10 protein-coding genes are annotated in these 15723 nt (G+C 48.0%); 5 read left to right on the forward strand and 5 right to left on the reverse strand.

Annotated features, from left to right (window positions below):
• The first annotated feature begins 61 nt into the window (after positions 1-61).
• On the forward strand, positions 62-3178 hold the full coding sequence (locus J0L70_RS12950; RefSeq protein WP_287454867.1) for a valine--tRNA ligase: 3117 nt from the start codon (positions 62-64) through the stop codon (positions 3176-3178).
• 317 nt (positions 3179-3495) lie between these two features.
• A complete protein-coding gene (locus tag J0L70_RS12955) occupies positions 3496-3951 on the forward strand; it encodes an HmpF-related protein (RefSeq protein WP_017287232.1) in 456 nt (151 codons plus the stop codon).
• Between the two features lie 36 nt (positions 3952-3987).
• On the opposite strand, the gene J0L70_RS12960 is transcribed toward J0L70_RS12955, so the two are convergent.
• Together J0L70_RS12960 and J0L70_RS12965 are read right to left on the reverse strand one after the other, a co-directional pair.
• Positions 3988-5262 carry an O-antigen ligase family protein gene (locus J0L70_RS12960; protein ID WP_287454868.1) on the reverse strand — a complete coding sequence of 425 codons (1275 nt, stop codon included), beginning with the start codon at positions 5260-5262 and terminating at the stop codon, positions 3988-3990.
• Positions 5249-6091 carry a YaaW family protein gene (locus J0L70_RS12965; RefSeq protein ID WP_017287234.1) on the reverse strand — a complete coding sequence of 281 codons (843 nt, stop codon included), beginning with the start codon at positions 6089-6091 and terminating at the stop codon, positions 5249-5251. Before J0L70_RS12965 ends, J0L70_RS12960 begins: the two co-directional genes overlap by 14 nt.
• An 81-nt stretch (positions 6092-6172) precedes the next feature.
• Between J0L70_RS12965 and J0L70_RS12970 the strand changes: the two genes are divergently transcribed.
• Positions 6173-7195, forward strand: coding sequence for an NAD(P)/FAD-dependent oxidoreductase (locus J0L70_RS12970; RefSeq protein ID WP_287454870.1), 1023 nt, complete (start codon positions 6173-6175; stop codon positions 7193-7195).
• A 341-nt stretch (positions 7196-7536) separates the two neighbouring features.
• Here J0L70_RS12970 and J0L70_RS12975 read toward each other — a convergent pair whose 3' ends face one another.
• The 3 genes from J0L70_RS12975 to J0L70_RS12985 form a co-directional block, all read right to left on the reverse strand.
• Positions 7537-9180, reverse strand: coding sequence for an iron uptake porin (locus J0L70_RS12975; protein WP_287454871.1), 1644 nt, complete (start codon positions 9178-9180; stop codon positions 7537-7539).
• A 154-nt stretch (positions 9181-9334) separates the two neighbouring features.
• Positions 9335-10741 carry a hypothetical protein gene (locus J0L70_RS12980; protein ID WP_287454872.1) on the reverse strand — a complete coding sequence of 469 codons (1407 nt, stop codon included), beginning with the start codon at positions 10739-10741 and terminating at the stop codon, positions 9335-9337.
• 151 nt (positions 10742-10892) lie between these two features.
• Complete coding sequence (locus tag J0L70_RS12985) at positions 10893-12098, reverse strand: glycosyltransferase family 4 protein (protein ID WP_190647750.1); 1206 nt, start codon at positions 12096-12098, stop codon at positions 10893-10895.
• Between the two features lie 362 nt (positions 12099-12460).
• Between J0L70_RS12985 and J0L70_RS12990 the strand changes: the two genes are divergently transcribed.
• Both J0L70_RS12990 and J0L70_RS12995 read left to right on the forward strand, forming a co-directional pair.
• Positions 12461-13444, forward strand: a complete 984-nt coding sequence (locus J0L70_RS12990; protein ID WP_287454874.1) for a phosphate/phosphite/phosphonate ABC transporter substrate-binding protein — start codon at positions 12461-12463, stop codon at positions 13442-13444.
• A 3-nt stretch (positions 13445-13447) separates the two neighbouring features.
• Entirely contained in the window at positions 13448-15679 is a 2232-nt protein-coding gene (locus J0L70_RS12995; protein WP_287454876.1) for an ATP-binding protein, read from the forward strand.
• Positions 15680-15723 lie beyond the last annotated feature (44 nt).

Genomic DNA, 15723 nt, shown 5'->3' on the forward strand with positions numbered 1-15723 from the left:
GCCTGCTCACGCTGAGAAGCGTTTATGATGGCTAAATGTCCCCGATTTTTTAAAACTTCTCATGATTGCCTCTCTCCCAACTCAATACAACGCAAGCACCACCGAAGCGAAATGGCAAAAGTTCTGGGAGGAAAATCAGGTCTTTAAGGCTGATCCGAGTCAACCTGGCGAGCCGTATTGTGTCGTGATTCCGCCACCAAATGTCACGGGTAGCTTACATATGGGTCACGCCTTTGAGAGTTCGCTGATCGATGTGTTAATTCGATATCAGCGGATGCTCGGTAAGAATACGCTGTGGCTACCTGGAACCGATCACGCGAGTATTGCGGTTCAAACGATTCTGGAGCGGCAATTAAAAGAAGAAGGTAAGACGCGCAATGATTTAGGGCGCGAGCAGTTTTTAGAACGTGCCTGGAAATGGAAAGCCGAATCCGGCGGCACGATCGTGAATCAACTTCGACGTTTAGGGGTGTCCGTCGATTGGTCGCGTGAACGCTTCACGATGGATGAAGGACTTTCAGCTGCGGTGTTAGATGCCTTCGTGAAGCTGCACGACGAAGGCTTGATCTATCGCGGTAATTATTTAGTCAACTGGTGTCCGTCCAGTCAGTCTGCTGTGTCAGATCTCGAAGTTGAAAACAAAGAAGTAGACGGAAATCTCTGGTACTTCAAATATCCGATCGTGGATGGAGACGGTTTTTTAGTTGTGGCAACGACTCGACCGGAAACGATGTTGGGAGATACAGCTGTTGCAGTGAATCCGAATGACGATCGCTATAAACATCTGATCGGTAAAACGCTGATCTTGCCGCTGGTATATCGCGAAATCCCAATTATTGGAGATGATCACGTTGATCCAAGTTTCGGAACAGGTTGCGTAAAAGTCACGCCTGCTCACGATCCAAACGATTTCGAGATGGGTCAGCGTCACAAATTGCCGTCAATCAATGTGATGAACAAAGACGGCACGATGAATGAGAATGCTGGAGAATTCCAGGGACAAGATCGTTTTGTCGCTCGTAAAAATGTTGTCAAACGATTGGAAGAAGAAGGCTGTTTAGAGAAAATTGAGCCGTATAAGCACACGGTTCCGTATAGCGATCGCGGAAAAGTTCCCGTTGAACCGTTACTGTCAACGCAGTGGTTTGTCAAAATTGAGCCGCTGGCGAGTCGGGCGTTATCGTTTTTAGACGATCAGACTTCTCCGAAATTCGTGCCCGATCGCTGGACGAAAGTGTATCGCGATTGGTTGGTGAGTTTGAAAGATTGGTGTATCTCGCGGCAGTTGTGGTGGGGACATCAGATTCCAGCCTGGTATGCAGTGAGTGAAACCAATGGGGAGATCACCGACTATACGCCGTTTATTGTGGCGAGATCTCAAGCCGAAGCGCAACAGAAAGCGATCGAGCAGTTTGGCGAATCGGTTCAGATTGAGCAAGATCCGGATGTGTTGGATACTTGGTTTTCTTCTGGATTGTGGCCTTTTTCGACGTTGGGCTGGTCGGATACCGATGCCGAGGATTACAAGCGCTACTATCCCACTGCCACGCTGGTGACAGGATTCGACATTATCTTTTTCTGGGTTGCCCGGATGACGATGATGGCAGGACATTTCACCGGACAAATGCCGTTTAAGGATGTCTACATTCACGGGTTAGTCCGGGATGAGAACAATAAAAAGATGTCGAAATCTGCCAACAACGGCATCGATCCTCTAATCTTGATCGATAAATATGGCACGGATGCGCTGAGATATACCCTGATTCGAGAAGTGACGGGTGCAGGGCAAGACATTCGCATCGCATACGATCGCAAAACCGATGAATCCGAAACAGTTGAAGCCTCGCGCAATTTCACCAACAAACTTTGGAATGCGTCGCGGTTCGTCATGCTCAACTTGGACGGGAAGACTCCCGCTCAATTGGGTGCGCCGGATCAGTTGGAGTTGAGCGATCGCTGGATTTTGTCGCGATTTCATCAAGTGGCGCAGGATGTCCGAACAGCGCTCGATCGCTATGGATTCGGAGAAGCCGCAAAGAGTCTCTATGAGTTCATTTGGGGCGATTTTTGCGACCAATATATCGAGCTTGTAAAATCGCGCTTACAAGGAGAGCCGACAACTTCGCGTTTGGCGGCTCAGCAAACTCTGGCGTATGTGTTGGAAGGAACGCTGAAACTCTTACATCCGTTTATGCCACACATTACCGAAGAGATTTGGCACACGCTGACTCAAGCGCCTGACACAGAATCGTTAGCGCTCCAACCTTATCCGAACCCAGACGTAAGTGCGATCGATGCCAACTTAGAGCGGCAGTTTGACCTGATTATCAACTCGATTCGCACAATTCGGAACTTGAGAGCCGGGGCGGAAATTAAGCCAGGAGCGAGAATCACGGTTGCGATGCAAACCGAAGATCCGCAAGAAAAGCAAACTCTGATTGCGGGACAGTCTTATATCAAAGACTTGGCAAGAGTTGAAACCTTGTCGATTACGAGTACGGCAGATCAGCCTGCTAGAACCGTATCTGCCCCGAAAGCGAGTGCGATCGCGGACGATGCTCCAGTTTTAGTCATGGCTCTCGACATCGTTGGTTCTTTTATTGCCAAGAATCAGAACATTTTGTTGTCGCTGTTGCTGATTGGCTCGATTATTTTCGCCATTAAGATTGCTGCGACAGTCACCAGTGGAATTCACGAAATTCCATTGCTCGCACCATTCCTTGAAGTGGTTGGGATTATCTATACAATCTGGGTTACCAAAGCGCGACTCTGGAACAAAGACGATCGCCAAGTTTTCTTCAAGCAAGTGCAAACCTTTACTCGTGAAGTGATTGGAGAACCTGCGCCAATCGTCGCAGTTGCACCCGTTGAAGAACCGCAGATCTCGGAAGCAGCGGATAATGTCGAAATAGATGATGTTCAAACGATCGTCGGGGTTACTGGAACTGTGAAAATCTCGATCCCTCTGGCTGGACTGGTCGATTTTGAAGCGATGAAAGCTAAGATTGAGCGGGATTTGAAGAAAGTCGATGCCGAGATTCAATCTTTGAGGGGACGCTTGAGTAATCCGAAATTTGTGGATAAAGCACCGCCTGAAGTGGTGCAATCAAATCGCGATGCATTAGCCGAAGCAGAAAAACAGGCAGAAATTCTCAAGTCGAAGCTCGATCGCCTATAAATTTATCAATTCTTAATTTTTCAACAAGAGACGCTGAAATCTAGCGTCTTTTTTTTTAATTCGATGAGGCAGGGAGAATGAGCATCGCCAGAGAAAACGGAAAAGTTATACTGTCATGTTAGGTACAGATAGTGGAAGCACCCGGGTTATAACGGAGGCAGTTCAATAACGGTACTTATCAGGTCAGTGCACCTACGGGCGATGAAACGGGGATACAGCGTAGTATGTTGTCGAATCAGCCCAGGCAGCATCTCCAGCGTCTTGTAGACACCCCTGACTTGCATCGTTCCCTTTGAGATGATATCGAGAGTAAATTAATGCTGCACTTGGCGCAAGTTCAAAAAAAAGGCTATCTAGGCAAGGCAGGATTGCGCTTATTGGCTGCTCAAAAGTCTGAGCATGTTTGGACGAGGCTCCCGGAAGAAGAAACGGTTCTTTCGGCTGAAGCCAATACGTATGCGGATGGCTTGCTAGTTTTGGTTGAGATTTCGAGTAGCAATCAGATTTTAGATATTCGCGAAGCGAAAGATTGGGTGCTGGAGTTGGTTCAGCGCTATCTAACGTATGGAATTACGCCTGCATTTTTGCAGCAGGAGACAGAGCGGGCGGAACAGTGGCGGCAGTCTTTGACGCTGGAAAGCCAAGAGTTGGCGAGACGAGCGATCGAGCTTGAGGCGAGACGCGAGCAGATTCAGGAGTTGGAAGAAGAACTGAAGAACGAGAAGAAACAGTTGGAGATGTTGATGTCACAGGTGAGGGCGCAGCAGGAGTAGAAAAAGTGGGGAGTAGGGGGTAGGGAGTAGGCAGGTTTAAGACCCTCGCAATCTTACTCCCCACTCTCCACTCTCTTCCATCTTCCAAATCGCCGCAAGCAACACCCATCCCATCAAATTAATCCGCGCATCGAACAGGGCGATATCTAAGAAACTGAACAAGGTGCAGGCTAAAAAGGCAATCCAGAACGTGAAATAGATCGGGCGGTTTGTCGGGGAGAGTGCTTTCCAAATCCAAATGCCCTGTGCCATGATCCAACCGACGAGTCCATACAACATTACAGCAGCAAGTAAACCGGATTCAGAAGAGAGCATGAGAAATAAGTTATGCGGATGTCCTATCCAAAGCTGCATCTGTTCAGTGTAGAGACGAGCAAAGCTTCTCAAGCCCCAACCTGTTAGCGGTCGCTGTTCGGTCATGTTCCAGGCAAATTTCCACTGTGTCGATCGCAGTTGATTCACAGGTCGATCGCTGTACATTTGATCGTTGAGTCTTGCCCAGAAAAATCTTGGCACAACTTTGCGTAAGGGCAGTGCGATCGAGTCTGGAGCAAACGCGGCTCCTAGGATAATTCCTGTGATCGCTCCCACAGCGGCAACGATAGTTTTCCAGCCTTGATACAGGGCAAAGGCTAGACAGGCTAAAACTGCGATCGCCCAAACATTACGAGAATTGGTGAGAATGAGTCCGATTGCGTTGAGTAAAACAATTCCGATTAGGAGTTTTCTGCGCTCTTTTAGCCATAATCCCAAACTGAGAATGAAGACGATCGCATAGTAATTTGCCAAAATCGTCGCATATTCAAACACCGATGCCATTCGCCCAACAGGATTACCCCCGGCGAAAACTTTCCAAGAAATTAACCCCCACAGCAGCGAAGGCATACTACCGAAATTGAGCAGTTGCAAAATCCCGATCACAGTGACAGGGATAGAAGTGATTACCCAAATCCAAGCAATTTGCGTGAGTTGTTTTGGCGATCGAATCAGATCAGCTAGTGCTGCAAACGTGAAAAAGAACGGCAAAAAATTGAACAATCCAAGAAAAGCATTTGCGCGATCGTCTGCAAACCAAGCGGCTGCAATCATCACCAGTCCTAGAATCGCAAAGCCTCGATTGACAGGTTCACGACTTAAGCTCGAAAATTTTCTCACCCAGATTGCGATCGCAACCATCAAAATCGAAGTGCCGCCCAAAAAAGCACTAAAGGGCAGCAGAAATAATCCGATTTGCACGACATTCCAATGGCGTTGGAAATTCGGATCGGGGTGAGGCTGAAGTGCTTTCATCTCTAAACTAAATCGGTTCAAAACATTCCGATCGCGTTAAGCGAATCTGAGCCAGCGCAAAAATTGTTGGGATGACTCGTCCGTAATTCGTCGCGATCGCTCTCCATCCCAAATCCGCTAAAAACCAAGCCCAAAGCGCTGATCCGACAAAGGCAAATGCTGCACGAGATGCTGTATATCGCGCTGATGCCATCGTCATTCCGCGTCGAGCTAGCTGCATCGAAACCTGAGTTTGAATCTGAGTTGCCGCAGCAATTCCGCCTTGGGTGATCGCTTGTTGTGCCACTTGATAGCGGGCAAAATGCAGCGCAAACTGGCGGGCGATATGTTGCAGTAGGAGCGGCTGAAGAACAGTATTCACCGCTAAAGCGCTGCCACCTTTAACCACGAGTGACATCGGATTCTTTTGTAGAGACAGCGGCAAATCTGCAACAAAATCAGTTTTCGATAAAGTATTCTGAATACGGTTCGTTAAAGCCGTTTGTTCTGATGCAGGCAATTGCTTCCAAGCTCGGTTTAATAAACTGAGAAAAACTTCTGCTTCTAAGTCTGTCGTAGACATTGAGGCTGAATAAGGCAATTTCAAATATCGGCAGACCTGGATGAGTACTTGGCGATAGCTCACTTGCCCAGTTTTGCGGCGCAAGACCGTGATGCCATCGGCAGCGAGAAAGCGGAAACGATCGTCGATCGCATCAAGCCAGTCTTCTCGACACAGGCTTTGCAAATCGATCGGATCAGGAGCATTGACATAATCGAGAGGATTGAATTTGGGACGAAACAAGATTTCAGTCAGTTCGCGCAGTTCATCATCTGTTGCTAATTCCAATGCGGCTCTAAACTCATCCACTGGTTACTTTCCTCCCGATGCAGCGTCAAGATTCATTCTACCTAAGCAAGACGGTACTTCGGAATTTACGGTTTCATCAATATGTTAGATTCTCAATTTGAAATTGCGATCGTCGGTGCAGGCATGTCCGGTCTCACTTGTGCCCAAATGCTGCACCAAGCCGGGTATAAGGTTGTCGTGCTGGATAAATCGCGGGGTTTGGGCGGACGCATGGCAACGCGCCGTCTCCACGGAACTCATGCCGATCATGGCGTGTGTTATCTCAAGCCGAAGTCGGATGAGTTTCAGAATTTATTGGATCAGCTAGTTGATCGTCAAGTTAGCCGAGTCTGGACAGATCGAATTCACGAATGGGTAGACGGGCAGATCCGCGCTCCTGAATCTCAAGCAGCTTGTTATGTTTCGCCAACGGGAATTTCGGCGATCGCGAAGTTTCTCTCGGCTGGTTTAACGTTAAAGCTGAATCATCGCGTGACCGAGATCAAACCAGGTTGGCAATTGCACTGCGAATCAGGCGAAACAATTTCGGCTCAGGTCGTGGTGATCGCGATCCCGGCTCCACAGGCGGCACACTTGTATGAATGGGACAAGTTAAATCAGGTTGAGTATTCGCCCTGTATTAGTGCGATCGCGGTTTATCCAGCAGAGCGACAGAGTGAAGTTGAGCAATTGCCGTGGAAAGCATTGATTTGTGCTGACTCGGAGTTGGGATGGATTGGATTAGATAGTACGAAGCAGATACATCCGGTGCAGCCGGCAGTTGTAGTTCAGAGTAATGCAGCATTTGCAACTCGGTACTTAGAAGATCTAGATCTTCAGAAAGTTGGGGAAAGGTTACTAGAACGAGCGTCTGAGGTCGGATTGCCTTGGTTAACGAGTCCTGAAGTGTTGCAGGTGCATCGGTGGCGGTATGCTTTTCCGATCCAACCGTTGCCGGAGTCGTTTCTGGTTGCAGATACCGAGCAACCGTTAATGTTTACGGGAGATTGGTGTGGGGGAAATCGGGTTGAGAATGCTTTTCAGGCGGGAATGGCGACGGCGCGTGAATTGAATCGGAGGTTGGAAAATCGATCGTTGGGAGAGCGATTTTGGTGGCAAATATAGGCTTGGCGTAGAACCTAAGTAGATGGGCGTAATTAATAATCAGTTCGGCAAGTTTTCTCGTTTCGTTGTTCACCCGCCCCGGAATGAATTCGGGGCTAACGGCGCGAAGTCCGCTCTGGGACTAACAGCCCATGAAAACGCCTTCTTCAGTGGGTTTCAACCCAGTTCGCACGGTTAGCCCGAACTTCCAGTTCAGGGCGAGACGCAAACGAGAGCGACGATCTTTCAATTAATTGCATCTCCCTACTTAGTTGTCATTTTGCGGAGTGGGGAGTGGGGAGAACCTAGATTCAGATTGCTCCCTATCTCCCCATCTCCCTATCAGAGAGAGCAGTCTCGCCTTAGAACGTGAAAGTCGTTCTAATCGTTCCAATCACAATGTCATCATTGCGATTGTCATGGTTTGGAGCTGTTAACCAGATGATCCCAGGCGTGATCGCAATGTTGTCAGTGAGTTGATACTGATAGAAGCCTTCGATGTGCAGAGAGGTATTGCGATCGCGTCCGATTGCTTGTCCAAATGTGCCGCTGCTACTCGACACTCTCGGCTCCATACCTACGATGATGCCAGCCAAGCTTCCCTTCTTGAGAAAATCTGGGAATGCAAGCCCGGCTGACCAGTTCCAAATGTCCAAATCGCCTCGATTTCCAGGCTGCAACGATTGAGCATTCGTATAGCCGACAGACCCATTGAAAACAACCTGCGGCGTAATTTGGAAAGAAGCTGAAATTCCGTACGCATTCGCAGATGTTGGAACTTCATCGGCAAGGAAACCATTCTCAGCGAGCGATCGGAAGTTTGCGCGGGTACTGCCGACTGCGCCATTGCCAGAAAAATCGACATTGTAAGCATGAATGTAAGTGAGTCCAATTCCTAATCGCTCACTGGGGCGGAAGGTCAATTGTGCTAGCGCGCCATAAGAGCCATTAAATAGACCATTTCCAGGCGCAGGAGAGCTAGGTTCACCCGCAAGATAGCCCAAGCTTAGTTCTAGAGCATCACTAAATTTGTGGCGGACTCCAACCCCAGTTCCAGCCGCTCCATTCCCTAGATAGTAGATCGAGTTCCGAGTCCCAAAGTGGCTGAGTGCGCCTGATCCCCCATCTCCATCCAGATACGGATTGAGCGTATCGGTAAAGTCATCGATCGCACCTGCATTCGCTTCGATGACAACGGTGGTCTTTTCACCGAGGGGAAACGTATAGTTCAGAGCATCGACTCCCAGTTCGTTGTTTTCTCCACCTGCAAAGCGCAGTGCGCCTTCATTGGTCAGGGTGTTGCCGTTGATGCCTGCGGGCAGAGCAGAAAGATTCGCAGCTTGGAGGCGAGTTCTCAAGATGTCGCGCCCAGTAAAGCTGGTATCGAAGTTGAGACGAACCCGATTGCCGACGATCGTATTGCGAGACACGCGATCGACAACTTCATTACTTGTTCCTGTGACTGGATCGAATTCTCTGCGAATAAAATCGCGCCCTGCTGCGACTCCAGTAACGCCAAGCACGATTTCTGCATTGAGTTTCGTAGTCGTTGAGAATTGCTGTTTCTCCAGCGTGGAAGTTCGAGCTTCGAGCGAATCAACGCGTCCGCGTAAGGTTGCCAGTTCTGCTGCAAATTCTTCTTGCAGCTTTTGTAACGTGGCTAAATCTTCTTTTTTCACGAGATCAGCGGTTGCTGCTGCGATCAGTTCGTTCACACGATCGAGACAAGCATTCAGTCCCGCTGCAAATTCATACCGCGTTAAAGCCCGATTGCCGCGATAGGTACGATCGGGATAGCCTGCAATACAGCCGTAGCGTTCGACTAAGGATTGCAAAGCTTGGAATGCCCAATCTGTCGGGCGCACGTCGGAAAGTTGGGAAACCGAAGTGACTTGATTGAAAGGTTCTTGAGCAGTCAATTCTGCCACTTCAGCAGCCGTTGCACTCGTTGCAATGCCTAAGCTTGCCGCAACCACCAGGGAATGAACGAATAAAGATTTTGTCATGGAGCTAAATCTCACACCACATCAGTAACTTTCTGATAATAAATCTCATTGTCAACAAGATTACGATCGATGTGATTAAATTTAAGCTTTTATTTAGGACGATGACAGCTTGTAAAACTTATCAGATGCTACTAAAACTTGAGAATATTCTCATCTATATTTTCTTGTTTTGAGAAGTTTTAGCTGGTTCATCGGCGGGCATGAGGTTGCCGAACGTCATCGCGTCCAGTTGGTTGATCATCTTGAGGGTTTGGGCACGGCGGGCGCTCGAATCGAGGGGTTGATTTTTCAGCCACGCGATCGCATTGGGTTTGCCCTGCTGAGTTGCCATTCTCAGTGCGCCCCACATCTGTACTTCGGATCGCGACGGATTAAATTGAAGCGCTGCATTAATTCGCTTTTGAACGCGTCCGGGATCGTATTTGAGCACATCTAGCACTTCAGGATGATCGATCGAGGATTTTTCCATCACCTGAGCGGCTCTTTCCCAGCGTCCATCTAGCAAGTTTGCTAGGATTTGCTGGCTGACATTTGCCCAAGGTTGATCGGCTTGAGTTTTGGTAACTTTCGCATGTCGATCGATCAAATCCATCTGAGCTTGAGCCGCAGGAGTCCAGGCTGACCCGACTCGACGTTTGACCGATTTCAAGTATTCCGAGGCATTTGACCACAATCCGCTGCGTGCGAGAAAGAGTGCATCGGTGAACGCTCCATTGGCGATCGCAGGTTGGCTGAGCGAAATTGGCTGGAGTTGAAAGGGGATATTTTTACGTTTGACTGATCTCAGTTGATACACCTGAAAATCGGGTTCCAATCCTACCGTTTGATTCACCACAAATTCGGCGGGTCGCCCCTTCGGGACAGCTTGCCAAGTGGGGAGTTCGCCATCCGGGCTTGTCCAAGACAGCATCGCGCTCATTGCCGTGGTTATCGGGTTGTAGTAGATAACTTGACCATATGCGATCGAGCTATCTCCCTGTTGAAGTTTGCCATTGACATTTAGCCAAATGCCGTTCTGGGGGGCACGATCCTCAAGGCGCTGCACGTTGGTAAACGGCAATTCGCGATCGGAACTAGGATTCATCGCCCGTGCGCGCACCAGTGGCTCGGTGACAAAATCTTCTCGCATCTCGCGCACTTCGATTTGATTGACGAATTGTAGTGCTTCTGGCTTGCGGGCAGTGGAATTTTTGACAAGGCGGTAAGCCCGAAGTTCGACTAAGCGATCGTCTTGATCCGCTTGTGGTCGAAAAACAGGCATGAGTATATCGATTTGTTTTGGTTTGCCTTGCTTGACAGTTTCGACTCGAACGACCTCGCCTGCATATAATCCTGCTTTTCGCAGATCGGCTTGAACTTCTTTTAGAGATTTTGGATCGTCCCACGCGCTGATGGGGATTTGCGCATCATCGGGCAAATAGCGATTCATCCATGCAACCGATTTTGGATCCATGATGAATTCTGTACTCAGCCAAATGCTGGTGACAACGCATCCTGCTGCGCTGGCGATCGCTAAAAATGAGCCGACCGATTTCCAAGGAACTGCCCCGATTTTTTTCATAGCTTCTTAAAACTGATGCGTTGTAAAAAACTGCCCTTCTTTGAATGGTATATGCGTCTCTGAGTTTGCGCGCGATTTCCTTTCTAAGAGGATGCTCTAAAGATTCTTGCCTTAGGTCTGATCTGCCCTGAAATAGAATTTTGGGTCAAAATCACCCCGTAAGCCCAGAATCTTTTGATCTGTTTAGAATCTCCTCTAAGACTTGTAAATATTGATGTCCGGCGCGTTCCCAGGTGTACTCGGTTTCAATGAGCGATCGTGCATTTTCTGAAAGTTGCGATCGTAACGCTGCATCGTCAAATAACCGGGAAATTGCGGTGACATATTCAGGGGTCGTATTGGCGTGTAATGCGCGCATTGGATGGCTAAACTGCAATCCTTCTAGCCCTCGATCACTTGATACGATCGGTGTTCCGGCTGCCATTGCTTCTAATGTTTTATTTTTGATTCCGTATCCGGTTCGCATCGGAATCACACAGACTGTTGCACAGTGTAAATGTTCAGCGATCGATTCGACCCGTCCAGTGACAAATGCTCGATCTTGCAGTTGCAAAACTTCTGAAGTTGGTCGTGCGCCAACTAGAGATAAGGTGGTATCTGGATATTTTGCTTGTACTTGCGGCAGGATTTCCAACGTGAGATATTTTGCTGCATCAATATTGGCTAAGTTATCCATCGCACCAATAAAGATCAGGTGATGTCCGCCTGGATCGGCTGTGCGATAAGGAAATTCGGTAAAATCAACGCCATTCGGAATGACACGGATTGCAGCGTTTGGATGAAAACTTTGAAGCTGGGTGCGATCGTCTTCGGTCGTAACGACAATGTGTGAGAATTTGCTGCAAAAGCGTTTCTCATAGCGTTTGAGCAAGGGTAGATTGATGCGATCGCGCAGTTCATGCTCAGAAGTCCCGGTTTGCAATTGATTGCGACAAGAACCATAGACTGAACTGTGCACATTGACGACTGCTTTATGGCGAAATTCAGGACGGATGTAAGCTTCGTTGACGCTGTGTTCGCAGGTGATGACATCAAACTTATCAATGTGTTGATCAATCCAGGCTTGCATCGCAGGGGAATAGTTCGATCTCACACTAGGCGGCGTGCCTTCCATGAGAAAATTCGCGAATCGTTGCAGTTTATTTGAGCGATCGGTAGGTTTGTCAAAAACGACTAATTCACTGACATGTTCTCGCAGTGCAGCAATGTCCGCATCGCTCACATCAGCACTTCGTTGAGTGAGAACGGTAACGGAATGAAAGTGATGGAGATATCTCAGTAAATGGAAAGTTCGTACCTGAGTTCCGCCTTTGGTGGGGGGATAGGGGAACGTGGTCGAGAGCATGAGGATGTTCATGGGGCAAATGAAACAATCGCGACTTTCTCGGTATGCCCAAAAGTTGCGATCGGGCTTCTAGGTGGATTTGCGAAGAATGCAGTTGATTGGATCACACGATCGCGATGTTTTGTATTTTTATCTGAGGAGACGCTTGCAGCACATGATTTTGTGCGCGCTTTGTTCAAAAAAGATTCTAGCTGTAGAAATTTTCGCTCACCAATCGCAAATCCTTTCTGCTTGGGAATGCTAGGGATTGTGTTCTTCAAGAAATTGGTTGTATTGCCCTAATTTCTTTCTTGAGAAGCATGTTGCATAACGCGCAGTTTTGCCGAATCGTTTTGGACAAGTTGCGCTTTGAAGTGTCCCTCTAGGCTCCGGCAATGAACTTTAAACCCTGTCTCACGCAGACCTTATCTGCATCTTGCGCGAACTCCAGCCCCTTAGAGCATGGCTTTTTACAAATATCTGGCTGTCAAATCCGCAGATTTTTCTGGATCGCGATCGCGTTGACCTCAATGAGCTGTAGCAAAATCACGCCATCTAATTCACGAGCAACCTCAACTCAATCCTCAGAGCCAGTCGCTCTAAAAATCGTTGTGCAGCCGACTCAAAATAGGTCTGAGCAAGAGCGTATGATCGCTCCCCTCAAGGCTCATCTAGAAAAAGTGCTGGGTCAGCCTGTTGATTTTGTGGTTGCCAAAGACTATGAAGATAGCGTCAATGTACTCGTGGCAGGGCAAGCGAATGCAGCTTATATGGGGGGAGTATCCTACTTTGAGGCACTGGAGCGAGGGGCAAAAGTTAAGCCACTGGTTGCACCGATTGATCGATATACCATCCGCCCTTGGTATCGCGCTTGTATCTTAGTTCCCGCAAAAAGCCCAATCAAAACTCTCGCTGACTTGAAGAACAAACGAGTTGCGTTTGTGAATCCCTCCTCGACATCAGGATATCTCAAGCCTCTAGCGGCATTGAGAGAACAAGGCATTCAACCAGAACGCGATTTTGCAGCCGTGATTTTTGGAGACACGCACGATCGGATGGCAGCCATGTTAGGTGAAAAAGCAGATGCGATCGCGACAAACTTAGCAACTTACACGCGATGGAAGCAGCAGGGTAAACTATCCGCACAACCAGTCAGAATCATTTGGCAGTCTGAGCCAGTTCCTCATTCGCCGGTCTTGATTTCTGAAACTCTTCCCCCTGAGCTAGTCGAGAAGCTGAAAGAGGCATTTCTTACAACTCCCCAAGGCATTCAAGACCTGATGGGAGCTGAAACAATCGGCTATACCCTAGTCGAAGCGGAAGACTATGAAGCTGTTCAAGACCTGCGACAGAAACTCAATCTGACAAAGGAGCCATAACCGATGAAAATTTCGACAAAATTTGTAGGGATCTCGGCGGCATTAATTGGTGCGATCGCACTGATTTCTGGGGGAAGTACGCTCTGGCGCAACTACATGGAATCCGCCACGCTAGAACAATACACGCAAGCAAAGCGGCGGATCAGACTGACAACGCTAGTACAAAATCAGCTTGCTGGCGAGATCCTGATGATTAAAGACCATGTCTTATTTCGCAATCTCGATCTCGACAAAGAAAGCGAAGAAGATGTCGATCTAGATGTCCTACTAGAAGAGCTAAAATCTTTATCCCCCACACCGGAAGTTCAAGCAATTTACCAGCGATCAGAAATTTTTGAAGAACTCGAAGAAAACTTAATTGAATCGATTCGGCAAGAATCGGCTCAAGCTTCTCAAGCTACTATCACTGATCTTCAGCATGATTTTCGAGCGATCAATGGCTTCGGGCGCGATATTAACTTCTTCTTAGAAAGACTGGAGCAGCAAGCCGAGCAGCAAGCCGAGCAAGCTCAACAAGAGTTAGAGCAAGTCCGACGGATCAGTACACTCTTCTCTTACGTCACGATTTTACTGCTGATCTTGATGGTTTTCGGCATATTCTGGCGGATTCTGCGCCCGATGATTCGATCGCTCAAACACCTTCAGCAAGGAGCCGCAGAAATTGGAGCAGGCAACTTAGCTCATCAACTCACCATTCGCAGCAATGATGAAATTGAGCAAGTCGCCCAAGCTTTTAATCAAATGGTCGATAATCTCAGTCAAGCTCAAGCCACCTTACAGCAGAATCTCACTGATCTCCAAGAGGCGAAAGAATCTGCTGAAGCTGCAAACCGCATCAAGAGCGAATTTCTCGCAAATATGAATCACGAATTGCGAACTCCGCTCAATGGGATTCTGGGCTACGCTCAAATTCTCCAGCGCGATCCTGCGACAACAGAAAAGCAGCACAAAGGCTTAGGTGTCATTCATCAGTGCGGCTCTCATTTGCTGACTTTGATCAATGACATTCTCGATCTGTCCAAACTAGAAGCTCAAAAGATGGATCTCTACCCTCAAGACTTTCATTTTGCGAACTTCTTGAGTACAACAGTCGATATCTGCCGGATCAAAGCCGAGCAAAAAGGAGTAATTTTCGACTACCAGCCCGATGAAAATTTGCCTGTAGCGCTCCATGCAGATGACAAACGCCTGCGCCAAGTCTTGCTCAATTTACTCAGCAATGCTGTCAAATTTACGGACTTTGGCAAGGTCAGCTTTACCGTGAGTGTCTTGCCTGTCACTTCTCAACCCCCTAACTATCAATCCACTGCTAAAATCCACCGCATCCGTTTCCAGATTACAGACTCTGGTCTCGGCATTGCGCCCGAGAAACTGAAATCAATTTTTCTGCCGTTTGAGCAAGCAGGAAAGCGCGATCGCAATCATGAAGGAACAGGTTTAGGACTCGCAATCAGTCAGCAAATTGTTGAAATGATGGGAAGTACAATTCAAGTCCGAAGTACTCTCGGCAAAGGAAGTAGCTTTTGGTTTGAAGTTCATATTCCTGCGGCAAATGACTGGCTGGCTGAATCTCCAACGCAGCGAAATGTGATTGGTTACCAAGGAGAGCGTCGTAAAATTCTAGTCGTTGAAGATCGGGCGGAAAATCGCACCATCATTGCAGAAATGCTAACACCTTTGGGCTTCAACGTTATAGAAGCGGAGAATGGTCAAATTGGACTCAATCTTGCCTTAAAGATTCGCCCCGACCTGATCATTACCGATATGATCATGGCAGAAATGACTGGGATAGAGATGACTCGTCGCCTCCGTCAACTCCCTGATTTTGCAGATACTCCGATCATTGCCTCACCTGCTAGCTTATCTGAAGTTGATGTCCAAGCCGCAAGCGAGGCAGGCTGTAATGGATTTTTCCCAAAACCGATCGAATTTACTGGATTGCTGGGTGAATTAGAACGATATCTATCTGTGCAATGGATCTATGAAACCCCTGAAGAGAAAGAGGCAACTTCAGTTACAGTTGTAGATCCGCCTAGCTGGGTTGTTCCTCCTGCATCGGAACTGCAGCGTCTTTATCAGGCTGCCCAAGATGGTTTTATGGCAGACATTCAGAAAGAAGCAGCCCGTCTCAAACAACTCGATCCGCAATATACGCTCTTTGCAAACAAACTCTTAGATCTGAGCCAAGCTTTTGATGATGAGGCAATTCTAAATCTGCTTGATCCTTATCTCTAACGAAATTCTCGCGATTCGATGATGTGTACCTTTTATTGCTCGAT

This window comes from Leptolyngbya sp. UWPOB_LEPTO1 (assembly GCF_017302695.1).
Lineage (GTDB): Bacteria > Cyanobacteriota > Cyanobacteriia > Leptolyngbyales > Leptolyngbyaceae > Leptolyngbya > Leptolyngbya boryana.

Excerpts from the sequence above, each read along its gene's own strand:
- J0L70_RS12950 (WP_287454867.1), top strand. The coding sequence starts at position 62 with ATGATTGCCTCTCTCCCAACTCAATACAACGCAAGCACCACCGAAGCG.
- J0L70_RS12955 (WP_017287232.1), top strand. The coding sequence starts at position 3,496 with ATGCTGCACTTGGCGCAAGTTCAAAAAAAAGGCTATCTAGGCAAGGCA.
- J0L70_RS12970 (WP_287454870.1), top strand. The coding sequence starts at position 6,173 with ATGTTAGATTCTCAATTTGAAATTGCGATCGTCGGTGCAGGCATGTCC.
- J0L70_RS12975 (WP_287454871.1), bottom strand. The coding sequence starts at position 9,180 with ATGACAAAATCTTTATTCGTTCATTCCCTGGTGGTTGCGGCAAGCTTA.
- J0L70_RS12980 (WP_287454872.1), bottom strand. The coding sequence starts at position 10,741 with ATGAAAAAAATCGGGGCAGTTCCTTGGAAATCGGTCGGCTCATTTTTA.
- J0L70_RS12985 (WP_190647750.1), bottom strand. The coding sequence starts at position 12,098 with ATGAACATCCTCATGCTCTCGACCACGTTCCCCTATCCCCCCACCAAA.
- J0L70_RS12990 (WP_287454874.1), top strand. The coding sequence starts at position 12,461 with ATGAACTTTAAACCCTGTCTCACGCAGACCTTATCTGCATCTTGCGCG.
- J0L70_RS12995 (WP_287454876.1), top strand. The coding sequence starts at position 13,448 with ATGAAAATTTCGACAAAATTTGTAGGGATCTCGGCGGCATTAATTGGT.